This window comes from Grylomicrobium aquisgranense, from assembly GCF_033971865.1.
In the GTDB taxonomy this organism is placed as follows: Bacteria; Bacillota_I; Bacilli_A; order Erysipelotrichales; family Erysipelotrichaceae; genus Bulleidia; species Bulleidia massiliensis.
In genome coordinates this window covers 1-22,907 of sequence record NZ_JALBUR010000007.1, presented here as the reverse complement: position 1 = coordinate 22,907, position 22,907 = coordinate 1, and the positions used below count along the sequence as shown (strand labels likewise).

At 49.4% G+C, this 22,907-nt stretch carries 17 protein-coding genes and 1 other annotated feature; of the genes, 15 read left to right on the top strand and 2 right to left on the bottom strand.

All coding sequences use genetic code 11. The features are described 5' to 3' along the window. Positions 1 to 12: 12 nt before the first annotated feature. From MOZ60_RS04175 to MOZ60_RS04155, 5 genes are all read left to right on the top strand, one after another. On the top strand, positions 13 to 1,209 hold the full coding sequence (locus tag MOZ60_RS04175) for an anaerobic nitric oxide reductase flavorubredoxin (protein ID WP_370595753.1): 1,197 nt from the start codon (positions 13 to 15) through the stop codon (positions 1,207 to 1,209). A gap of 67 nt (positions 1,210 to 1,276) precedes the next feature. Continuing rightward, positions 1,277 to 1,723, top strand: coding sequence for a bis(5'-nucleosyl)-tetraphosphatase (locus MOZ60_RS04170; RefSeq protein WP_277634729.1), 447 nt, complete (start codon positions 1,277 to 1,279; stop codon positions 1,721 to 1,723). Beyond that, positions 1,708 to 2,574: a hypothetical protein gene (locus tag MOZ60_RS04165; RefSeq protein WP_370595752.1), complete on the top strand. Its 867-nt coding sequence runs from the start codon at positions 1,708 to 1,710 to the stop codon at positions 2,572 to 2,574. The genes MOZ60_RS04170 and MOZ60_RS04165 overlap by 16 nt, the downstream gene beginning before the upstream one ends. After that, entirely contained in the window at positions 2,571 to 2,846 is a 276-nt protein-coding gene (locus MOZ60_RS04160; RefSeq protein WP_370595751.1) for a ParB N-terminal domain-containing protein, read from the top strand. The genes MOZ60_RS04165 and MOZ60_RS04160 overlap by 4 nt, the downstream gene beginning before the upstream one ends. Before the next feature lie 10 nt (positions 2,847 to 2,856). Beyond that, the gene (locus MOZ60_RS04155) at positions 2,857 to 3,618 is read left to right on the top strand and encodes a pseudouridine synthase (protein ID WP_370595750.1); all 762 of its coding nucleotides are present in this window, start codon (positions 2,857 to 2,859) and stop codon (positions 3,616 to 3,618) included. Here the strand turns inward: MOZ60_RS04155 and MOZ60_RS04150 are convergent. Beyond that, positions 3,567 to 5,210 (bottom strand): Rqc2 family fibronectin-binding protein, encoded by a 1,644-nt coding sequence (locus MOZ60_RS04150; protein ID WP_370595749.1) that lies wholly within the window; start codon positions 5,208 to 5,210, stop codon positions 3,567 to 3,569. The genes MOZ60_RS04155 and MOZ60_RS04150 overlap by 52 nt on opposite strands. Before the next feature lie 82 nt (positions 5,211 to 5,292). On the opposite strand from MOZ60_RS04150, the gene gmk reads away from it, so the two are divergent. The 10 genes from gmk to thrS all read left to right on the top strand — a co-directional run bounded on the left by gmk (position 5,293) and on the right by thrS (position 22,559). Continuing rightward, positions 5,293 to 5,862: a guanylate kinase gene (gmk, locus tag MOZ60_RS04145; RefSeq protein ID WP_277644808.1), complete on the top strand. Its 570-nt coding sequence runs from the start codon at positions 5,293 to 5,295 to the stop codon at positions 5,860 to 5,862. Positions 5,863 to 5,954: 92 nt separating this feature from the next. Beyond that, positions 5,955 to 6,536 carry a TetR/AcrR family transcriptional regulator gene (locus tag MOZ60_RS04140; RefSeq protein WP_370595748.1) on the top strand — a complete coding sequence of 194 codons (582 nt, stop codon included), beginning with the start codon at positions 5,955 to 5,957 and terminating at the stop codon, positions 6,534 to 6,536. Continuing rightward, positions 6,520 to 8,877, top strand: a complete 2,358-nt coding sequence (locus tag MOZ60_RS04135) for a glycoside hydrolase family 2 protein (protein WP_370595747.1) — start codon at positions 6,520 to 6,522, stop codon at positions 8,875 to 8,877. The genes MOZ60_RS04140 and MOZ60_RS04135 overlap by 17 nt, the downstream gene beginning before the upstream one ends. A gap of 5 nt (positions 8,878 to 8,882) precedes the next feature. Next, on the top strand, positions 8,883 to 10,271 hold the full coding sequence (locus MOZ60_RS04130; RefSeq protein ID WP_370595746.1) for a glycoside-pentoside-hexuronide (GPH):cation symporter: 1,389 nt from the start codon (positions 8,883 to 8,885) through the stop codon (positions 10,269 to 10,271). Further along, complete coding sequence (locus tag MOZ60_RS04125; RefSeq protein ID WP_370595745.1) at positions 10,268 to 11,854, top strand: glycoside hydrolase family 36 protein; 1,587 nt, start codon at positions 10,268 to 10,270, stop codon at positions 11,852 to 11,854. The genes MOZ60_RS04130 and MOZ60_RS04125 overlap by 4 nt, the downstream gene beginning before the upstream one ends. A 207-nt stretch (positions 11,855 to 12,061) precedes the next feature. Beyond that, positions 12,062 to 14,104 (top strand): ATP-dependent DNA helicase RecG, encoded by a 2,043-nt coding sequence (locus MOZ60_RS04120; RefSeq protein ID WP_370595744.1) that lies wholly within the window; start codon positions 12,062 to 12,064, stop codon positions 14,102 to 14,104. Between the two features lie 14 nt (positions 14,105 to 14,118). Continuing rightward, entirely contained in the window at positions 14,119 to 14,793 is a 675-nt protein-coding gene (gene rnc / locus MOZ60_RS04115; RefSeq protein WP_108775798.1) for a ribonuclease III, read from the top strand. Between the two features lie 16 nt (positions 14,794 to 14,809). After that, entirely contained in the window at positions 14,810 to 16,087 is a 1,278-nt protein-coding gene (locus MOZ60_RS04110) for a galactokinase (RefSeq protein WP_370595743.1), read from the top strand. A gap of 100 nt (positions 16,088 to 16,187) precedes the next feature. Next, positions 16,188 to 20,528: a PolC-type DNA polymerase III gene (locus tag MOZ60_RS04105; RefSeq protein ID WP_370595742.1), complete on the top strand. Its 4,341-nt coding sequence runs from the start codon at positions 16,188 to 16,190 to the stop codon at positions 20,526 to 20,528. A gap of 36 nt (positions 20,529 to 20,564) precedes the next feature. Further along, positions 20,565 to 20,771 (top strand) — a binding site (T-box leader). 33 nt (positions 20,772 to 20,804) lie between these two features. After that, positions 20,805 to 22,559, top strand: coding sequence for a threonine--tRNA ligase (thrS, locus tag MOZ60_RS04100; protein WP_108775795.1), 1,755 nt, complete (start codon positions 20,805 to 20,807; stop codon positions 22,557 to 22,559). 165 nt (positions 22,560 to 22,724) lie between these two features. On the opposite strand, the gene MOZ60_RS04095 is transcribed toward thrS, so the two are convergent. Next, positions 22,725 to 22,907: hypothetical protein (locus MOZ60_RS04095; RefSeq protein ID WP_370595741.1), on the bottom strand; the 183-nt coding region annotated here is incomplete at its 5' end.

The following is a 22,907-nucleotide window of genomic DNA, read 5'->3' as shown; positions in this document are numbered from 1 at the left end:
GATATCTCAAGCATGGGCAAGAAGATTTCTGAACGGGTCGACTGGGTTGGCAAAGTCGACTGGCAGCTGAAGACATTTCACGGCGATGAGCTTTCCACATTCGATGGCTCTTCCTATAACAGCTATCTGATCAGAGATGAGAAGACAGTATTGATTGATACGGTATGGCAGCCGTATGACAAGGAATTTGTAGCGAGACTGAAGCAGGAGATTGATCTGCATGACATTGATTACATTGTCATGAATCATAACGAAATCGATCATTCCGGTGCACTGCCGGAACTGATGCGTGAAATTCCGGATACACCGATTTACTGCACGGTGGCAGGCGAGAAGATCCTGCGCGGACACTATCATCAGAACTGGAACTTTGTCAATGTGAAAACAGGTGATACCCTGAACATCGGCAAGTCCACCCTGACGTTCATTCAGGCCCCGTTCCTGCATTGGCCGGATACGATGTTCACATATCTGGATACAGATCACATTCTGTTCTCCAACGATGCCTTTGGCCAGCATTATGCGACCGAGTCATTGTTCAATGACAAAAACTGCGAAAAGGCAATCTTTGATGAGGCAATCAAGTACTATGCCAATATCATTGTGCCTTACAGCACATTCGTGACCAAGAAGATCAAGGATCTGGCTGCGATGAACCTGGATATCCGCATGATTGCACCGAGCCATGGCGTCATCTGGCGTGAACATCCTGAAAAGATCGTGGAGACATACGCAAAGTGGGCCGCTGACTATCAGGAAAACCGTATTTCCATCATCTATGACACCATGTGGGATTCTACCCGCAAGATGGCCGAGGCACTGGCAGCCGGCATCCGTGATCATGATCTGGAAACCGAGGTTGTTCTGCTGAATGCCTCCAAGCGTGACAAGAGTGACATTATCACCGATGTATTCCGCTCCAAGGCAATTCTGGTTGGTTCACCGACCTATAACCATGGCGTGCTGTATTCCATCGGCGGTATCCTTGAGCTGATCAAGGGTTCTGGCTTCAAGAACAAGAAGGCAGCCGGCTTTGGCAGCTATGGCTGGAGCGGTGAAGCACCGAAGAAGATCGGTGAAGAACTGAAGGCTTCCGGCTTTGATGTTGTGGATGAGGCTGGCCTCAAGCAGATCTGGATCCCGGATGAAGATGCTTTGAAACAGGCAGAAGACTGGGGCAGACAGTTCGCTGAAAAAGTAGACGCATGAGAAACCGGATTCTCCGGTTTTTCTTTTCGCTGGTATAATCTACATCTGGATGGAGGATATGAACATCATGACCGAAACCAGAAAAGAAATATCATGCGGTGCTGTGATCATCCGAGTCAATCATGGGAAGCTGCAGGTGCTTGTGATCCGTCAGAAGCAGGGACACTGGTGCTTTCCAAAGGGACATGTGGAAGGCAGTGAGACAGAACATGAAACTGCCGCCCGTGAGATCAAGGAGGAAACCGGGCTGGATGTGCGCTTTCTGGATGGCTTCCGGGAATGCACGTATTATTCCCCGGAACCAGGTGTTGAAAAGAAGGTTGTCTACTTCCTTGCTGAGATGAGTGGCGGCAGAGAAAAGATCCAGGAAGAAGAACTGCTGGAGATGCACTGGGCATCGGTGATTGATACCGAGGCACTGCTTTCCTATCCAAATGATGCGGAACTGTTTCACAAGGCCATTGCCTTTTTGCATAAAGAAGATCCGGATGGCGTAAGATGGCCTCTGAACTGATTCTGAAAATTGTGCCAATTGATGGCTTTGCCAGCAGCAGAGCCATTTTATTTCATGGCAGGACAGTGGGACATTTTGCCTGGAACAGGGAAAAGAACAAAGCAGAGATGATGCTGGAATTGAATCCCATGCCGCTGCCGCAGGCGATTTGTCTGACAGCCTATGCTGTGCACTGTATCATTTCCCTCAACAGCCCTGCCTATATTGAAGTAAAACGTGTTAACAGGCTGGAAAGAAAGGCATTGGCTGCCAACCTGTTCTTTCCCAAAGGACAGGGCATGCAGTGGATGATGGAAGACTGGCGGCGTGCATGTGCCAGCAGTATCTTTGATCCGTACGGCTTTATTATCAGCCAGGGACGCATGCAGGATCTGCCCTTTGGCAATTATCCAACAAGTGAGAAAGGCTGCGGCTGGATCGCGGCGTACAACCTGTGCAAAGCCTGCGGCAAAGAGCAGTTCATGCAGGAAACGGCCGATACCCTTGCCAGTGCCAATCTGTTTCATGAGCGCTATGGTGAAAATCTGTTTGCACTGCAAAGCTTTCTGAAAAGCAAAAAGATTCCTGCCAGATGGTGTCCTGGTACAACGGGTATGATCCAAAACAGAATGGCTGGTAGCGGTGCCGGTATCGTCCTGTATGCCCATCAGGCAGGCACCCATTATGCGTTCTATATTGCCCTTGGCAATGGGCAGTATCACTTTTACAATGATATCTATGGCAGAAGGAATGATATCACTGCTGCCGATGCATTCTTCAGGCGGGCCAGCATCCTGCCTCTTGCGGCACTGCTGTATGTCAGCAGGAAGGATGTGCCTTATGCACAGTTTTTGATGGAAAGCAGAAAATGATTAATACGATTGTGAATCTGGATGAAATCCAGTATGAATATCAGGATCCCGGAAATCTGACAGAGAGTATCCGAACGCATGGGATGGCCATTGCCGTGCAGGTCAATGTGACAGAACACGGCTATGTATGTGTGGATGGCAGAAGACGCTTAAGTGCTTGTGAGATTCTGGCAAAGCAGGATCCAAAGTTCAGCCGGATTCCGGTTGTGCTGATGAACGATTATTCCAGAGCTGGCAGCAGTTTCTGGGGAAATACACAGAATCTACATTGAGGAAAAGAATATGGAAAGATTGCAGAAAGTAATTGCGGCAGCCGGGGTGGCTTCCCGCCGCAAGGCAGAACAGCTGATTGCGGATGGCCATGTCAAGGTCAATGGCAAAGTCGTTACGGAAATGGGTGTGCAGGTAGGACCGCAGGATGAAGTCAGTGTGGATGGCGTGATCCTGAATCAGGAAGAGAAGGTGTATTTCCTGCTGAATAAGCCAAAGCAGGTGATTTGTGCCGTATCAGATGACCGTGGCAGACAGACAGTCGTGGACTGTCTGCCGGATGTAAAGGAACGCATTTTTCCGGTTGGACGGCTGGACTATGAATCCACAGGTCTTTTGATCATGACCAATGATGGGGAATTTGCCAACTGTCTCATGCATCCAAGATATCATCTGCCCAAGACCTATGAGGTTGCCATCAATGGGATCTTAACGGATCAGATGATACATATGCTGGAAAAGGGGATCAAGCTGGATGACGGCATGACCCTGCCTGCCCAGGTGCAATTGCTTTCCAGGTTGGAAGGAAAGAAAAAGACCGTGTTTTTGATCACGATCTTTGAGGGCAGAAACAGAGAAATCCGCCGCATGATGGAGTACTTCCACTGTGAGGTGACAAGGCTGAACCGGATTGGCTATGGTTTTCTTGACCTTGGCTCATTGCGCCAGGGGCAGTACCGGCGTCTGCGCCGCTATGAGGTGCGCAAACTGATGCACATGGCTCAAAGTGGAATGCCGGCAGAAGACAGTACATCCGGATCTGGATCAATGTAAATCGTACGGTAGCTGCCAAGCTGCACCATACCAGGCTTTGCGCCTGGTATTTTTTTGAGGTTTTTGACTGGACACCAGTTGACCGGCACAGAGGAAGACTGCCTCCCTCCGGAGAAATATGCCGCAATCATCGCAGCCAGCCGAATCGTCTCTTCATCCGGGCTGTCTGCATGGATGATCACATGGGCACCATGATAATCCTTGGCGTGCAGCCAGATCTCATTCTTTCTGGCCATATGCCATGTCAAAGCATCATTCTGCAGGTTGTTGCGGCCATAGGAAATGGAGATGCCGGAAGGAGAGACAATCGTCGATACTTTGGGTGTATCATCCTGTTTCTTCTTTTTCCGGACATTCTTTTTTTCTTTCATATAGCCAAGCTTGATCAGTTCTTTCTTGATCTCGCCAGCTGTCTCAAAATCTGCCTGATCCAGCTGTTCCAGCAGTCCTTCAAAGTAGCTGATCTCATTTTCACAGATGGCAATCTGTTCCTGCAGATATACCTGTCCTTTCTTCAGCTTGCTGTACTTGTTAAAGCAGCGGCGGGCATTGCCGCGGCCATCCAGCTTTTCATCCAGCGGCACCGTAATGACATCATCCGATTCATAATCCTGCAGCTGAATCTGCTTTTTGCCCTTGGTATCACTGATATTCCATGTATACAGCAGATCGCCCCATTTCTTCCACTTATCACAATCCAGAGCCTGATCATATTCATTTAACAGGCGGGGAAGCTTTGTCTTCTGATGTTTCAGCTCACGGCGCACAAAATGATACAAATCACCGGTAATCTGTTTGATCCGTTCTTTTTCTTCACGGTGATAATAGAGCACATCAAAGCCGTCAAACAGCGGATACTTCCGGCAATCTGACAGATGGGTGAGGGCTATACAGTGGAATTCGGGATTGTCGCCATTGCTGGCAATGTAAAGATCATTGCTGGCGGCTACTTCCTTCATGATGGCAGAAAAGGACTGGCCGTGGGCCATACGGTATTCAACTTCTTTGCTTAAAAAAGGAGAGAAGCCGGCAAACTGCTTTGTTAAGGGAATATCGGGATCGACGCATTCTGTGACAAAAGGATCTTTTTTGTCCTGGGGCGGCATCGGGGTAAAGGGGGCAGATGCCATGATGATGCGCTTGCTGTTTTCAAAAGGCGGAATGCGCTTGAGAGCATCAATGATGCGGCCATCAGACCCAACCAGGATCAGATTGGCATACTTGCCCATCAGTTCAATGACAAGCCTGACACTTTCCAGGTCACCAAGATTGTTGCGCCGCTTGATCATCAGTGTGCACCAGCGGTCAAGGCCGGCCTGTGCAATGCTTTCCATGGAAGCACCTTCAAGGTACTTGCGCAGCACCATGACAAAATTATCCGGCTCGGATGGGGTCGGATAGCTGCGCTTTGTGATCAGCAGCCGATTGTAGACAGAATGGCAGCTGACAAGCAGCTGCTGTTTGCCGCTTTTCCCATGAATCTGAAACAGAACTTCGGTATTGGAAATCTGGTAGATTTTCTGAATGCGTGCGGGCAGGACGGGTGCGATCTGACTGACAATCCTGCTTAAGAGAATGCCATCTAATGCCATAACATAATTCCTTTCGCAAGCGATTATATCACATTGACGAAACCATCTTTTTTGAGTACCTTTATGGCTAAGGAGACTTGAAATGAAAAAGGGATTGCTGATTGTTCTGAGCGGACCTTCCGGGGTAGGCAAAGGAACAGTACTGAAAGAGTTCATCAATGATCCGGATCTGAAGCTTTCTTACAGTGTTTCCCTGACCACACGCAAGATGCGGCCGGGTGAAAAGGACGGCGTCAATTACCACTTTGTGAGCAAGGAAGAATTCCTGAAGGTGCGTGATGCCGGCGGTCTGCTGGAAAGTGCTGAATTTGTAGGAAATTATTATGGAACGCCGGTTGCCGGTGTGGAAGAGCTGCGCAATAAGGGCAGAAATGTCTTGCTGGAGATTGAAGTGCAGGGTGCACGGCAGGTCCGGCAGAAGTGTCCGGATGCTTTAACGATCTTCATTGTACCGCCCAGCATGGAAGAGCTGGAAAGAAGAATCCGGGGCAGAGGCACGGAACCGGAGGAGATTGTCCAGCAGCGTCTGGCCAAGGCCAGCCGTGAGATGGATATGATCGGTGAGTACAAGTATGTTGTGTGCAACGATGATCCACGTCTGGCTGCAGATATTATTCGTGTCATTATCAAACGTCATATGGAACAGGAATGAGACTGAAGAGTCTCATTTTTTTTGGACCTGGCACTTGTGCAAACGCTTTCATGAACCTATAATGGAAACCATAAAGAAAGGAGCAGTTTCTTATGGAAGATCATTTACAGGACCGCATTCTGCAGGCTGCCATTGTTCAGTTCTCCAGAAAAGGACTGCATTTTACGATGCAGGATATTGCGGATACGATGCATATTGCGAAAAAGACAATCTATAAGAGTTACGATGGCAAGGAAGCACTTCTGATTGCCTTGATTGATGCCGGATTTGAGAAGATTCATGCGCATAAGCAGGAGATTATAGCCAATGAAAATCTGACGATTCCTGAAAAGCTGCAGCAGGAAATGGTTGCACTGCCATCTGATTTTCTTGGTGTTGACTGGTCACAGCTGGATGGCCTGGATGCGATGTATCCCAGGGTTGCCCAGCATCTGAAGGAACATCTGGAGAAAAACTGGGAGCCAACGATCGATCTGATTGAAGAAGGAATTTCTGACGGGGTGATCCGTCCCATCAATATATCTATTCTCAAAAATATCGTGACAGCATCCATTGAATCTTTCTTATCCAATGATTATCTCAGCAAGAATCAGATCGCGTATGATGATGCACTGGCAGAAATGATGGATATTCTGATGAAAGGAATGCAGGTACAAGATGATGGAACGCATTGACAATGACTGGCTGTTTTTGAACTCGTGGCAGGATGATGAAGATGCTTTTGAACGGGATGGCATCAAGGTACGCCTGCCGCACTGTCCAAAACAGATTCCGCTGCATGATGCCAGTCCGGATGACTATGAAGGCATCTATGGCTATCAGAAAATATTTATGGCAGAAGAAAGCTGGCAGAGGCAGCGTGTCTTTGTACAGTTTGACGGGGCTGCCCATATTGCGGATGTGTACTGCAATGGCAAACCCGTCGGCCATCATGCCTGCGGCTATACTGCCTTCCGCATTGAACTGACAGATGTTCTGCACTATGGCAGCGAGAATACACTGACGGTAAAGCTGGATGCCACAGAAAATCCATCTGTGCCGCCGTTTGGTTTTGTCATTGATTATCTGACTTATGGCGGTATCTATCGTGATGTGTGGCTGGATGTGCGTGCAAAGACATATCTCAAGGATATCTATTGCGCCACACCGGATCTGACAAGCATGGATGCACTGGTACAGATTGATGGCAATACGCAGGATATGGAGCTGTCTTTGTCTTTGCGCAATGACAAAGATGAAGAAGTCTTTGCAAAGAAAGCACCGGCAGGAAATGGACATTTCCGCTATGAAGATCTGCCGGTAAAGCCATGGGATTTAGACCATCCCAATCTGTATACAGCTGTATTCTCTTTGATCAAAGGGGAAGATATCATTGATACCAAATGCATCTCAGTTGGTTTCCGCACCGTACATTTTGATTCTGAAAGCTTCTATCTCAATGGCGAAAAAGTCTTCCTGCGCGGATTGAACCGTCACCAGTGCTGGCCGTATCTTGGCTATGCCGGTACAGCTTCCCTGCAGAAGGAAGATGTCAGAATTCTGAAAGAAGAGCTTGGCTGCAATGCCGTGCGTACTTCGCATTATCCCCAGAGTCAGGATTTCGTGGATGCCTGTGACCGGCTTGGCCTGTTGGTGTTTACGGAAATACCGGGCTGGCAGCACATTGGTGATGAGAAGTGGAAGCAGCAGGCCATCACCAATACAGAAGACATGGTTGTGCAGTACCGCAATCATCCGTCGATTTTCCTGTGGGGTGTGCGCATCAATGAATCCCAGGATGATGATGACTTCTATCAGCGCACCAATGCGGCTGCCCATGCGATGGATCCTTACCGGCCGACATCCGGTGTGCGCTATCTGCAGAACAGCTCGCTGTTAGAAGATGTGTATGCATTCAATGATTTCTCACATGATGGCAGTGATGCCGGCTGCCGTAAGAAGAAGGACGTTACCAAGCATGCAGATCATGCCTTGCTTATTTCTGAGGCCAATGGCCACATGTTTTCAACTAAGGCCTTTGATCCTCAAAGCAAGCGGGAAGAGCAGGCCCTGCGCCATGCGCGGGTATTGAATGATGCCAAGGCAGATCACCAGCATGCCGGTGTGTTCCAGTGGTGCATGTTTGACTATGCGACCCATAAAGACTTTGGCTCAGGAGACCGCATCTGCTATCACGGTGTGATGGATGCCTTCCGCAATCCTAAGACAGCTGCCTGGCTGTATGCTTCACAACAGGATGACCATCCAGTGCTGGCACTGTCTTCTTCCATGGATATCGGTGACTATCCGGCTGGCCGCATCGATCATGTCTATGCCTTTACCAACTGTGACAGTGTGCGTCTGTACCAGAATGATGTGTTTGTGAAAGAATTCAAACCGACAGAGTATGAAGCACTGGAACATCCGCCGATCCGCATGGATGACTTTATCGGTGATCTTTTAAAGCAGGAACATTTTGCACCAAAGCAGGAGGAACTGATTCATGACTGTCTGCTGGCAGCGCAGCATGATGGGTATGACCATCTTCCAGCGCATATCAAAGCAAAGCTTGTCTGGGTGATGATGCGCTATCACATGAGCTTTCAGGATGGCGTGAAGCTGTTCTCTAAGTACGTTGGCGGCTGGGGCGGCAGTACGGTTGTCTGGCGGGCAGATGGCATCAAGGATGGCAAAGCCGTGATCCGTGTGAAGCGTGCACCGGGAACAAAGCTGCACCTGCATACAACCGTCTCTGCCAATACATTGTATGAAGGTGACGTGTATGATATGGCTTCTGTACGCATTCAGCTGATGGATGCCTGTGATGACATCGCTTCTTATATCCAGCTGCCCATTGCACTATCCACAGAAGGACCGCTGGAAATTGTGGGACCGCACCTTGCCACCCTGGAAGGCGGCATGAGCGGCACCTATGTCAAGACAACCGGTCAAACAGGAAATGCAAAGCTGCGCATTGTATGTGAGCAGTGTGAACCGGTGGAAATCAATTTTACAATTTGTGAAAAGGGGAACTGAAACACATGAAACAATTTGAGAAGAAGCAGGCTGCTGCCTATGGCTTTGGTGCCATCGGCAAGGACATGGTATATGCCCTGAGTTCCAGCTACGTGATGTATTACTATCAGGATGTACTTGGTCTATCGGCATCCTTTGTCGGTTTGATCCTGCTGATTGCCAGAGTGTTTGACGCTGCCAATGATCCGTTCATGGGTGTCATTGTCGCCAAGACCAACAGCCGCTGGGGCAGATTCCGTCCCTGGATCTTTAGCGGCAGCGTACTGAATGCCTTTGTCCTGTATGCACTGTTTGCGGCACCATCATTATCCAAAGCAGGCCTGATGGTTTACTTCCCGATCATCTATATCCTCTGGGGTGTAACCTATACCATGATGGATATTCCATTCTGGAGTATGATCCCGGCTGTCACCACCCAGCCAAAAGACAGAGAAAAGCTGTCTGTCATCGGCAGAACCTGCTCGGGTATCGGCAGTGCGATCATCACCGTCTTTACCGTCAAGGCTGTTTCTATGCTGGGCCATGGCGTGGAAAGAACAGGCTTTGCTATCATTGCGCTGATTGTTGCCGTATTGTTTGCCATCAATGAAATCCTGTTATGCGTGGCATTAAAGGAAACACGCACCAAGCAGGAGATGAAGACAAGCTCCGTTAAAGAGATGTTCAAGGCATTGTTTAACAATGATCAGGCAATGATTACCGTGCTTGTCATTGTGCTTGTCAACTTTGCCTTGTATATCACGTCCAATCTGATCATCTACTTCTTCAAGTATGATCTTGGCGGTGCTTCCTGGCAGAACAGCTATACGATCTTTACGATGGTAGGCGGCGTTGCCCAGATTCTTGGCATGATGGTGCTGTATCCATTGCTGCGCAAGAAGATGACAAACACCGGCATCTTCCGGACATGTCTTGTCATGGCAATCACCGGTTATGTCTTACTGCTGGCTGTATGCATGGCCAATATAGCCCATAACATGATTCTGCTGTGTGCAATCGGCTTACTGGTATTCTGTGCCAATGGCATGATGACCGTGCTGACAACTGTCTTCCTGGCCAACTCGGTGGACTATGGTGAAGTCAAGAGCGGTCTGCGCCAGGAATCGGTGATCTTCTCCATGCAGACATTTGTCTATAAGCTGGCCAGCGGCCTGGCTGTATTTGTAACTGGCGTTGGTCTGGATCTGATTCATCTCAAGGGAAATTCCGATGCCGCAGTACCGGCTGTGCAGTCTGCTTCTACCATTACGGGTCTGCGTCTGTTGATGACCATCATGCCGATGGCAGGACTGATCGTTGCCTTGATTCTGTTTGCCAGAAAGTTTATTCTGACAGATGAGAAGGTCGCTGAAATTGCGGCTGTTCTTGCTGCGAAGAAAGAAGAGACAAAATGAAAATTAACTGGTATTTGAAAACAGATCAGAATACGTATCAGGGTGAAGTTGAAGCGCAGGAAAAGACTGAGATTGCCGTCAATTTAAGCCATGAGACCATTGCGTCATGCGTCTGCCGTGTGAACTTTCCGCTGCAGACAGGTGAGAAGATTTTTGTCAATGGCTTTCAGTCATGGACGTACTGTCCTGAGCATGATCCCCATGACTTAGACCGCAGTATGCAGGGTGTACCATCCTTTGTTATCCGCAAGTATGGACTGGACAAGTCCGGTGATGAAGCATTTACACACTATGGCCATAAGCGCGGTATCTTTACGGGTTACAGCTGGGCATATTTCCGGCTGAACAATATCTACCATCTGTTCGGCTCACTGGATGAGGATCCTGGCTATACAAGATTCATCTATGATGCCAACAAGCAGGTTTTGACCATGGAGCGGGATGTCAGCGGTGTCACGATGGATGGCCGCTATCATGTGCTGGATCTTTTCCAGGCATCCGGCAGTGAGAAGGAAGTGTTTGACGGCTGGTTCAAGGAGCTTGGCATTACCAGCCGGGCAGCAGCAAAGCTGTATGGCTACTCCTCCTGGTACAACCGCTATCAGGAGATCAATGCGGATGCAATCCAGGATGATCTTGCCGGCTGCAATACGATTTTGAAACAGGGCGATCTGTTTCAGATTGATGATGGCTGGGAGCCGTATGTTGGGGACTGGCTGGAAGCAGATCAGAACAAATTTCCAGGCGGCATGAAGGACCAGGCTGACCGGATTCATAAAGATGGCTATCTTGCCGGTCTGTGGCTGGCGCCATATGTGGCTGAGACCAAATCCAGCCTGTATCAGAACCATCCTGACTGGTTCCTGCAGGAAGACGGCTATCCGCTGTCTGCCGGCAGCAACTGGTCGGGCTACTATGCCCTGGATTTTGACAACCAGGAAGTCAGAGCCTATCTGAAACAGGTCTTTGACAGGATCTTCAATGAATGGGGCTTTGATCTTGTTAAGCTGGATTTCCTGTTTGCGGCCGCAATGAAGCCGACAGCCAATGAAACAAGAGCTGCCCGCATGCACAGGGCCATGATCTATCTGCGCTCTTTATGTAAAGATCATCTGATCCTTGGCTGCGGCGTACCGCTGTTTCCTGCCTTCGGACTTGTTGACTACTGCCGGATCGGCCCGGATATGTCTTTGTCATGGGATGATGTGTGGTACATGAAGCCGCTGCACAAGGAAAGAATTTCCTCAGCACATACCATTATCAATACGGTGGTACGCCATGGCATTGACGGCAGAGCATGGCGCAATGATCCAGATGTCTTCCTGTTAAGAAAAGACAACATCAAAATGAATGAAAAACAGAAGATGGACCTGGCAAGGATCAATGCCATCTATGGCGGCGTCTTCCTCACCAGTGACAATCCATCTTCTTACACACCGGAAATGCAGCAGCAGTATCAGCAGCTGCGCCAGCTCAGTGAGGCAAAGATCATCTCCCTTGCCACAGGCAAAGATGAAATCACAGCCAATCTGCTCGTGGATGGCAGCCCAACCGTCATGAATGTCTCATTAAAGGGAAGATAAATTATTTATATTCAGCAAAACGGGAAGCGGCTTTTGTAATTGAGCCAGTTCATACAAATGGCGCACACATGTGCAGTATATGTATAGACTCAATAAGGCAAATAAGGCAGTGCAGCAATGTACTGCCTTTTCGTTTGATATATCCTGATATGCGTGAATTTGCGAAAAAAATCATTGCTTCTAAGAAAAAGTACAAAGGCTGTGTACGTGTATCGTATCTGCATTCAATGGTATAATTTCTTTGTTATGGACCTGCATGATCACAGCCTCCGGCTGAGTAAAAAACAGATTGAATTATGTGAGACACTGGGACTGGATGATACCGATGCGGTGCTTTCCTATTATCCGATCCGCTATGATTCTTTTCAGGAAACACCCTTTACTTCCTGGGCCATCAAGGAACATGTGACTTTTGAGGCACGAGTTGCTTCTTTGCCGCGTTCCTGGCGTCATGGCCGTCTTGTCACGACAAACTTTCAGGTGATGATGGGGGAACAGTTGTTAAAGATTACGATCTTCAACCGGCCCTGGGCATCCAGCCTTGCTTTGGAACAGGTATTGACCATTCAGGGCATCTATATGGGAAGCGGCAAGGTAACTGCGATGAGCTATGATACAAAGCCATTGTCTGCCCATCCTGCTCTTGTGCCGGTTTATGCGCTGCATGCAGGCATCCAGCAGAGAAGTGTGCGCACGCTTGTGCGCCATGTGTTTGAGGCTGTGGAGAATGAGATCCAGGATGATGTGCCCCAGCAGTTTATGACGCGCTATCGTCTGCTGCGGCGCTATGATGCTCTGGAGCGCATTCATTTTCCAGAAAGCATGCATGATGTACAAAGTGCGGTGCGCACTTTGAAGTACGAAGAATTCCTGAAGTATCTGACAGCTGTGGCCATGCTGCATAACAAAAATGCAAACGGTGTATTCAAGCAGCCTCGGTTCTATGATGAAAAGAAACTGAAGCAGGTGATTTCACGTCTGCCATATGCTTTGACACCGGATCAGGATAAAGTATTCCATGAGATCCTGGAAGATCTCTCCAGTGATCACCTGATGTACCGGCTGGTGCAGGGAGATGTAGGTTGCGGCAAGACCGCAGTGGCAGCCCTTGGTATGTATGCATGTGTGACAAGCGGCTATCAGGCAGCATTGCTTGCCCCGACGGAAATCCTTGCCCGCCAGCATCTTTCTTCCATTGGGGAACTGCTACAAGGAACAGGCACCCGCATTGCTGTCATCTACAGCGGCATGGAGCCAAAGGAAAAGCAGCAGGTGCTGGAAGATACAGCGGATGGAAAGATCGATATCCTGATCGGCACCCATGCCATTCTGCAGGAAAATGTATCGTTCCATCGTCTTGGCATGGTCGTGGCGGATGAACAGCAGCGCTTTGGGGTGCGGCAGCGGCGGGCTTTGTTTGAAAAGGGAGACAAGTGTGATTTCCTGTTGATGAGTGCCACACCGATCCCGCGCACACTTGCCGCAACGCTGTTTGGTGATATGTCGATCTCTACGATTGAAACGATGCCGGCCGGCCGCAAGATTCCAAAGACGGTATACATCCAGGAAAACAGTTTCCGTTCTGTGCTGCCGCAGATTATGTCACTTTTAAAGAGCGGCCATCAGCTGTATGTCATCTGTGCAGCCGTGGAAAAGACAGATGGCTATGATGCCCGCAATGTGATGGATGTGGCAAAGAATCTCACAAAGTTATTCAAAGACTATCAGGTTGGTATCCTGCATGGCCGCATGTCTTCACAGGAAAAGCAGGATGTGATGCATGATTTTGCCAGCAACAAGATCCAGGTGCTTGTTTCTACGACGGTGGTGGAGGTTGGCATGAATGTGGTCAATGCGACCGGCATGATTGTGTATGATGCCGACCGCTTCGGCCTGTCGCAATTGCATCAGCTGCGCGGCCGTGTGCAGCGGGGCTCATCACAGGGCTATTTCTATCTGCTGTCAGGATCAAAGGATCCGGAAGTGGCGAAACGGCTCAATGTCCTTGTTCATTCCAACAACGGCTTTGAGATCTCCTGGGAAGATTTACGGCTGCGCGGACCAGGTGATATACTTGGAACAAGACAGAGCGGCGTACCGGATTTCATTCTTGGCAATCCGGTTACCGATCAGGCGGTGATTGAAACAGCACGCAAAGATGCAGCCTATGTCATGGAACATCAGGATGATCCTGACTTTGCAAGGCTGCTGGCATATGCAGAAAATCAGAATTCATCTGTTGCGGATTAGGAGGGGTTACACACATGGATATTATTGACTGGCTGAAAAACAGAGGCATTACCGTGAAGAATACAGAGATGATTCATCAGGCGTTTATGCATTCTTCCTATGCCCATGAACATCGCAGTCATCATGATAATGAGCGTCTGGAATTCATGGGTGATGCGGTACTGCAGCTTTGGAGTTCCAATGCTATCTGGCCATTGAATATTTCCGAAGGGCAGATGACACGGCTGCGTGCCCAGCTTGTATGTGAGAAGGCGCTGGCAATCTATGCAAGACAATTGCATCTGAATGATTTCCTGCTGCTGGGCAGTGGTGAAGAGAAGAGCGGCGGCCGTGACAAGGATGCGATTATTGCCGATATGATGGAAGCATTTCTTGGTGCTTTGTTTCTGGATCAGGGCATGCCTGCTGTAGACAATATTCTCAATGAAGTGATTACGCCGCGCCTTGCCCATCCGGAAGATGTCGGCGTGATTCATGACTATAAGACAAAGCTGCAGGAATATGTGCAGGCTGACAGCAGCCGGCAGGTGCACTATGTGCTGGTGCATGAAAGCGGCACACCGAATAATCCTGTGTTTGAAATGAACTGTATGGTCGATGATCTAGTCATGGGGACAGGAAAAGGATCAAGCAAAAAGCAGGCGGAGCAGAATGCTGCCCGCAATGCATTTGAAAAACTGAGCAGATAAATAATTGGAGGAAAAGATGAAAGCAATCAGTGAGCTCAAACAAGATGTAATCAATGGCGTATTTGATGAAAGCTTTGCAAAGCTGTATGGCACCGAAGGAATCATGTATGCAAGAAACCGGTACAGCCATCTGTGCGATGAAGGCAAAGCCCGCTTCGGTGACAAAGAAGCTGTATTTTTCTCGGCACCGGGCAGAACCGAAGTCGGCGGCAACCATACCGACCACCAGCTTGGCCGTGTACTGGCAGCCAGCCTGAACCTCGATATTGCGGCTGTTGTTGTACCGAGTCATGACAATGTTGTCACGTATACTGCTGATGAATTCAAGGCCAAGCCGGTTGATATCTCAGATCTTGCCATTCATCCGGAAGAAAAGAACACAACCGAGTCTTTGATCCGCGGCATTGCGGCTGCCTTTGTCAATCATGGCCACAAGGTATCCGGCTTTGGCTGCTATGCCGAAAGTGATGTCCTGCCAGGATCCGGCATGTCATCCTCGGCTGCCTTTGAAGTGCTGATCGGCACCATTTTCTCCGACCTGTTCAATGACGGAACCATCGGCTCCACAGATGTTGCCAAGTATGGTCAGTATGCGGAAAATACATATTTTATGAAAGCTAGCGGTCTGATGGACCAGATGGCATGTGCAACCGGCGGTTTTGTTGCGATTGACTTCTATGACAGAGAAAATCCGGTCATTGAACATCTAGACCTGGATCTGGATGTCATGGGATATGATCTTGTCATCACAGACTGCAAGGCATCCCATGCCGATCTTTCCGATGAGTATTCTTTGATCCCGACTGAGATGAAGGAAGCTGCTGCCGTCATGGGACAGGAAGTGCTCAGCCGTGTCAGTATGGCAGATCTTTTGTCTCATGCTGTTGAAATCCGTGAAAAGTGCGGTGACCGTGCCTTCCTGCGTGCGTATCACTTCCTGAATGAAACTGCGCGTGCCAAAGAAGAAAAGGAAGCACTGCAGGCAAAGGATGTGCAGAGATTCCTGGATCTTGTCAATGAATCCGGCCGTTCCAGTTTCATGTATCTGCAGAATGTCAAAGTCAACGGCGATGCAAAGCATCAGGCACTGGCTGTCGGTCTTGCTTTAAGTGAGGAAGTACTGGGGAAGGAAGGTGCCTTCCGTGTCCATGGCGGCGGTTTTGCCGGTACGATTCAGGCCTTTGTGCCAAAGCATCTGACAGGTAAGTATCTGGAAACACTGGATGGTGTGTTTGGTAAAGGCAGTGCCCATGTATTGCGCATCCGCAGCATCGGCGGCTGTCAGATTGGCTGAGTGAGTAAGGATCATTGTTTTGAAAAGCACTTCCAGATGGGAAGTGTTTTTCTTTGCAGCGTGAGTATGTGCTATCATAATGGGCGCAAAGGAAATACGAATGTCAGAAAAGCTGAATGAAATCGATCACGGCTTCCTGGTACAGGATGATCCTGTACTGGCGGATGCCGGTGTTACCAATGTACGTTTTTACCGGGCTGAAAACAGGGTGGAAGTTGTCCTGCATACGAGTGAAATTTTGAAAGAAGAGTCTTATGACCGGCTGATTCACCAGCTGCAAGAGCTGACCGGATCCGCCATTACACTTACCATCCATGCGGACAGCCATGAAGCCGACCGCAGCTGTGTGAGCAGCTATATCGACTGGTACTGCCAGCACTGCAGTGCAGTCATATCTTTGTCCAACATGACGTATGACAAAGACGCAGGCAGAGTGTCGTTTTTGTGTGCAAGCGAAAATGAAAGAAAACTGGTGTCTTCCTATCTGACACCTCTGCATGACTTTCTGGAAACATGCGGACTGCCGTCTCTGGATCTGTCCTGTGATGTGCATCATGCCGAGGCCGAAGAGATCAAAAAGGTGGACCTGGACATCATTCCGGAAGCGCCTAAGCCGGCTTTCGTGCCAAAGAAGAAGTATTACCATGTCAAGCCGGAAAACTATGATCACATTGCACTGAAGGATGTGGAAGGGCCGATGCAGGATATCCAGTTTGATGCGGATATCTTCTCTCTGGAAGAAATTGAGACCAAGACCAAGAAACTGATCCAGACAATGAAGGTGTATGACGGCACAGATGCGATTCTGGTCAAGCGGTTTGAGGGCCGCGGCCTGGACCGTGATGAGATGCATGAAATAGCCAATGGCGACCGGGTGCGCATCTATGGCCGCATCGAAATGGATAACTTTGCCAGAGATCTTTGTGTGATGGCATCCAATATCACCAAGCTTGAAAAGCCGAAGATGGCCGTGGATGATGCCCCGAAGAAGAGAATCGAATGGCATATGCATACCAACATGTCCGAAATGGATGGTGTCTGTGATCCCAAGTCCATCGTCAAATATGTGTTTGACATCGGCCAGGATGGTATTGTCATCACTGACCATGCGGACTGCCAGTCTTTCAAGAAGGCATATGATCAGGTGCTGGACAACCGCAAGAAGGATCCTGAACGCAATTTCCGCATCGGCTTTGGCTGTGAGTTCAACATGGCAGCGGACCGGCTGACCATTGTGCGCAATGCCATTGATGCCCCGATCGATGATGTCGAATATGTCTCCTTTGACCTAGAGACAACAGGTCTTTCCTGCTACTATGATTCGATCATTGAATTTGGCGCGGTCAAGCTGAAAAACAGTACGGTTGTGGACCGCCTGCAGATGTTTGTCAAGCCGCCGCATCCGATTCCTGCCTATATCACGGCGAAAACCAACATCACCAATGGCATGGTCGCTGATGCACTGCCATTTAAAGAATGCTGGAAGAAGATCATTGACTGGATCGGTGATGATGTGATGGTTGCCCATAATGCGACTTTCGACTACTATTTCCTGAATGAAGAACTGCGCCGCATCGGCCAGCCGCCGCTAATGAATCCGGTCATTGATACTTTGGATATGGCCCGTGCCATCCTGCGTGAAAGAAGAGCCTATAAGCTTGGCAATATTTCACGTTACTATCACGTGGAATACGATGAAGAAGTGGCCCACCGCGCGGACTATGATGCCGAGGCACTGGCTGGTGTCTTCATGTGTCTGATGACCGATGCCCGTGAAAAGCATGGCTGTGCCACAATCCGTGACCTGCAGGACAAACTTGCCGGACCCGAGGATTTCAAGAAGGTGCGCCGCAGCCACATCTGTGTTGTTGCCAAAAATCATGCCGGCATCAAGGATCTGTACAAGCTGATTACCGAATCCAACATCAAGACGCTTGCTGTGATGGGCAAGGGCGGTAAGGAAGGCGGCGGCGATGTCGCTGCCGAGCCGCGCATTCTGCGCTCTTCTCTTGAAAAACGCCACAAGAATCTGCTGTTTGGCACCGCCTGCTACAACAGCGATGTCTTTGAGCTTGCCTGCAATGGCGATGACAAGCGATTGGAAGAAGCAATGTCCTTCTATGACTATGTGGAAGTACAGCCGCTTTCCAACTTCTCGGTATTTCTTGCCATGGGCAATGTGCCCAGCAAAGACCGTCTCAAGGATGTCATCCGCCGTATCATCAAAATGGCAAAAAAGCTTGGCAAACCGGTCATTGCGGACAGTGATGCCCACTACTGCACAAAGGACCAGAAGATCTTCCGGGATGTGTATATCATGGCCCAGGGAGTCGGCGGTGTCGCCCATCCGCTGTATATCCGTGATGATGCGCTGCGCAGAAGAACGCCCAATCCTGAGCAGCATATCCGCATGACCCAGGAGATGAAGGATGAATTTGCATGGCTCGAAGATCCAGAGCTGATCGATGAGATCGTCGTGCAGAATCCAAACAAACTGTTTGATACACTGGAAGACTTCCGGCCGGTGCCGGATGGCACGTTCCCGCCAAGCATTGAGGGATCCGATGAGAAACTGCGTCAGATCTGCCATGCCACGGCAAAGAAGATGTATGAATATGATGGCAAGATTCCCAAAATTGTCACAGACCGGCTGGATGGTGAGCTGGACAATATCATCCGCAATGGTTTCGGCGTGCACTATTACATCGCCCATCTGCTTGTTAAAAAGAGCAATGAGGACGGATATGTCGTAGGATCCCGTGGTTCCGTTGGTTCTTCCTTTACAGCGACCATGGCCGGCATCACCGAAGTCAATGCCCTGGAGCCCCATTACCTGTGCCCGCACTGCCACTATTCCGAGTGGATCGATGATCCGGAAGTCAAATCCGGCTTTGATCTGCCGGACAAGACATGTCCAAAGTGCGGCCACATGATGAAGGGCAATGGCCATAACATTCCGTTCCAGACCTTCCTTGGCTTCAATGCCGACAAGGTCCCTGATATCGATCTGAACTTCTCGAACGAGTACCAGTGGCGTGCCCATGCCTTTATCCGTGAAATCTTTGGTGAAGACCATGCCTTCCGTGCCGGTACGATTGGCACCGTGGCGGAAAAGACAGCCTTTGGCTATGTGTCAGGCTATTGTGAGAAGATGAATATCACGATGCGCCGGCCGATGAAGGAATATCTGGCGGCGCACTGTCAGAACGTTAAGCGCACCACCGGCCAGCATCCAGGCGGCATCATCATCATTCCGGAAGACCATGAAGCCGAAGACTTCACACCGGTCCAGTATCCGGCCAATGATCCAAACTCTTCCTGGATGACGACCCACTACGACTTCCATGATATTCATGATAACGTACTGAAATTTGATATTCTCGGCCACGTCGATCCGACTGCCATGAGACTGCTGCAGACAATTGCCGACCGCAAGCCATTGACGCTGCCGATGAATGATCCGGAAACACTGTCACTGTTTTCTTCTGACAAAGCTTTAAAAGCAGACCCGCGTATCTATACGCGTGAAACCGGTGCATTGGGCCTGCCGGAGTTTGGTACCCGGACAACCCGAAAAGTACTGGAAGAGACACGTCCCAAGAAGTTCTCTGATCTGGTCATCATCTCCGGTCTGTCCCATGGTACCGATGTCTGGGCGGGCAATGCCCAGGATCTTGTCCGGGCTGGCCATCCGCTGTCTGAAGTCATTGGATGCCGTGATGATATCATGACGTATCTGCTGGAGAAGAATCTCAAGCCGATCGATGCATTCAAGACGATGGAGGATGTGCGTAAAGGGCGCGGGCTGCGGCCAGATCAGGAAGAGAATATGAAGGCACATAATGTGCCGCAGTGGTATATCGATTCCTGCAAGAAGATCAAGTACATGTTCCCGAAGGCACATGCGGTTGCCTACGTTATGATGGCACTTCGCATAGCCTGGTATAAGGTCCATGAGCCATGGTCGTTCTATATCCAGTATCTCTCACTGCGCTGCGATGCCTATGAGATTGAAACAATGACGAAAGGCTTTGAGGCGATTCAGGCCAGAATGAAAGATATCATGGACCGCTCCAATGACAAGTTTGCGGATCCGCCGGTTTCCAACAAGGAGAAGGCACTGTATTCCACGCTGGAAGTATGTGAAGAGATGTATGCGCGCGGGTATCGTATTTCCAATGTCGATATCAATAAGTCACAGGCAACGCACTTCAGTGTGCAGCCGGAAGACAAGCATACGATCATTCCGCCGTTTACCGTCGTGGATGGCCTTGGTGCCAACGTTGCCAAAAGTATTGTGGAAGCCAGGGAAGAAAATCCATTTTTGTCCAAGGAAGATATTCTCAAGCGCACCCAGCTGTCAGCGACCATGCTGAAGAAGCTGGAACAGCTCGGGGCCGTCGGAGATCTCTCTGAGTCCAATCAGATGTCCTTGTTCTAAGCTTGACAAACAAACAGGTGCGGCCGATAATAGTCGCGAAATGTGATGACCAGGACATGGTCGCATCAAACGTTCTGCCAAAGAGAGCTGCCATCTGGTGCAAGGCAGTGCAGAGCTGGTGTGATTACTACCTGCAAGCAGCACCCGAAAGGGGAGGCCGTACAGCGGCGTTAACGCTATACAAAGAGTCCGTGTACAACACGGGAAGTTAGGTGGTACCGCGCAGATCACAGCGTCCTTTCATTGGGATGCTGTTTTTTTATGCAGGAGGAGAATATGATCAATTTCAAGGAAAATGAAGAGCTGAACACATTGAACCATTCCTGTGCCCATGTGATGGCACAGGCTGTCAAGCACCTGTATCCGCAGGCCAAGTTCTGGGTAGGACCGGTTGTGGAAGAGGGCTTCTACTATGATATGGATCTGGGCAATGATGTCATCCGTGATGAGGATCTGCCTAAGATCGAAAAGGAAATGAAGAAGTGCTGCAAGGCTGACAAGCTCATTGTGCGTCATGAGATCACAAGAGAAGAAGCTCTGGAGCAGTTCAAGGATGATCCGTACAAGATCGATCTGATCAAGCGTATGCCACAGGGTACCAACATCTCCATGTATACCCAGGGTGACTATACGGATCTGTGCCGTGGGCCGCATGTCAAGAGCACCAAGCAGTGCCGCTATTTCAAGCTGATCAAGCACAGCGGTGCCTATTGGAAGGGCGATAAGAACAACAAGGTTCTGCAGCGTATCTATGGTGTCTGCTTCCCGACGCAGGAAGAGCTGGATGACTATCTGGCCCAGCTGGAAGATGCCAAGCAGCGTGATCACAGAAAGCTTGGCAAGGAACTGCAGATGTTCATGTTCTCCGAGACTGTTGGTGCCGGCATGCCGATGTGGCTGCCAAATGGCTTCACGGTCAGAAGAACGCTGTCTGACTACATCATGGACAAGGAGCTCGCTCAGGGTTATATCCATGTCAAGACGCCGTCTGTTGCCAGCACGAAGCTGTATAAGATTTCCGGCCATCTGGCACACTACAAGGATGATATGTTCCCGATCATGTCCAGAGATGGTGATGAGTATGTGCTGCGTCCGATGAACTGCCCGGAGCACATGATCATCTATAAGAGCACCCTGCATTCCTATCGTGAGCTGCCGGTCAGAATTGCTGAGATTGCGGATGATTTCCGCTATGAGGCCTCCGGTGCTCTGACAGGTATTGAAAGAGCAAGATCCTTCACCCAGAATGACTCCCATATCTTCTGCCGTCCGGATCAGATCGCTGATGAAATCAAGAACATCACCCACCTGATTCTGGATGTATACAAGGACTTCGGCTTTGATGACTATTCCTTCCGTCTGTCCCTGCGCGATGTCAATAACAAGGATAAGTACTTCGGCAATGACGAGCTCTGGGAGAAGAGTGAAGCCCAGCTGAGAGAAGTACTGAAGGAAATGGGCGTCAAGTACTATGAAGCCATTGGCGAGGCTGCCTTCTATGGACCGAAGATTGATGTCCAGGTTCACAGTGCCATCGGCCATGAGGTCACGCTTTCTACGATTCAGCTGGACTACCAGCTGCCGGAGCGCTTTGAGCTGGAGTATGTCGATAAGGACGGCTCCAGAAAGAGACCGGTTGTCATCCACCGTGCCATCCTTGGTTCCTTGGATCGTTTCATTGCCTTCCTGCTGGAAGAGACAAAGGGCAACCTGCCTCTGTGGCTGGCACCAAGACAGGTTGTTGTGATCCCGGTATCTCCGGAGGCACATGGCGACTATGCTGCAGAGATTGTCAAGACACTGCGCAGCCATGGCATCCATGCAGAGCTGGATGACCGCAATGAGAAGCTTGGCTATCGTATCCGTGAAGCACAGACAAGCCGCATTCCGGTGGAAGTTGTTGTCGGTGATGGTGAGATCAAGGATCATGGTGTCACCGTCAGACGCTATGGCTCCAAGGAAGAAGTCAAGAAGTCTCTGGATCAGTTCATTGCGGATCTGGATGAAGAGATCAAGACAAAGAAGCACTGAGTATCAGACATGCATTCGAAAGAGTGCATGTTTTTTTGACTTGCATAGTAATTGCACAATCATCCGTATCTGGTAAAAAAGCAGTCTCAAATGCTGCGATGCTGGAAGCAGAAAGGATTGCAAAAGATGCAAGTGTGAAAGGCTGTCATGATCTGAATAAACTTTTTACGGATCTGACCAAATGAAAAAGCCTGATACATCATCAATAACACTGCTTAACATGTTACGCCTCTCACGAAATGACCATTCGCAGATCAGATTGATTGTCACTGATCTGCTTTTTATAATGTCACCAGTTAGAAAGGAAAAAACCTCAGAGTCTTTTGTTATCTTGCGGATAATACTCTC

Excerpts from the sequence above, each read along its gene's own strand:
- MOZ60_RS04175 (WP_370595753.1), top strand. The coding sequence starts at position 13 with ATGGGCAAGAAGATTTCTGAACGGGTCGACTGGGTTGGCAAAGTCGAC.
- MOZ60_RS04170 (WP_277634729.1), top strand. The coding sequence starts at position 1,277 with ATGACCGAAACCAGAAAAGAAATATCATGCGGTGCTGTGATCATCCGA.
- MOZ60_RS04165 (WP_370595752.1), top strand. The coding sequence starts at position 1,708 with ATGGCCTCTGAACTGATTCTGAAAATTGTGCCAATTGATGGCTTTGCC.
- MOZ60_RS04160 (WP_370595751.1), top strand. The coding sequence starts at position 2,571 with ATGATTAATACGATTGTGAATCTGGATGAAATCCAGTATGAATATCAG.
- MOZ60_RS04155 (WP_370595750.1), top strand. The coding sequence starts at position 2,857 with ATGGAAAGATTGCAGAAAGTAATTGCGGCAGCCGGGGTGGCTTCCCGC.
- MOZ60_RS04150 (WP_370595749.1), bottom strand. The coding sequence starts at position 5,210 with ATGGCATTAGATGGCATTCTCTTAAGCAGGATTGTCAGTCAGATCGCA.
- gmk (WP_277644808.1), top strand. The coding sequence starts at position 5,293 with ATGAAAAAGGGATTGCTGATTGTTCTGAGCGGACCTTCCGGGGTAGGC.
- MOZ60_RS04140 (WP_370595748.1), top strand. The coding sequence starts at position 5,955 with ATGGAAGATCATTTACAGGACCGCATTCTGCAGGCTGCCATTGTTCAG.
- MOZ60_RS04135 (WP_370595747.1), top strand. The coding sequence starts at position 6,520 with ATGATGGAACGCATTGACAATGACTGGCTGTTTTTGAACTCGTGGCAG.
- MOZ60_RS04130 (WP_370595746.1), top strand. The coding sequence starts at position 8,883 with ATGAAACAATTTGAGAAGAAGCAGGCTGCTGCCTATGGCTTTGGTGCC.
- MOZ60_RS04125 (WP_370595745.1), top strand. The coding sequence starts at position 10,268 with ATGAAAATTAACTGGTATTTGAAAACAGATCAGAATACGTATCAGGGT.
- rnc (WP_108775798.1), top strand. The coding sequence starts at position 14,119 with ATGGATATTATTGACTGGCTGAAAAACAGAGGCATTACCGTGAAGAAT.
- MOZ60_RS04110 (WP_370595743.1), top strand. The coding sequence starts at position 14,810 with ATGAAAGCAATCAGTGAGCTCAAACAAGATGTAATCAATGGCGTATTT.
- MOZ60_RS04105 (WP_370595742.1), top strand. The coding sequence starts at position 16,188 with ATGTCAGAAAAGCTGAATGAAATCGATCACGGCTTCCTGGTACAGGAT.
- thrS (WP_108775795.1), top strand. The coding sequence starts at position 20,805 with ATGATCAATTTCAAGGAAAATGAAGAGCTGAACACATTGAACCATTCC.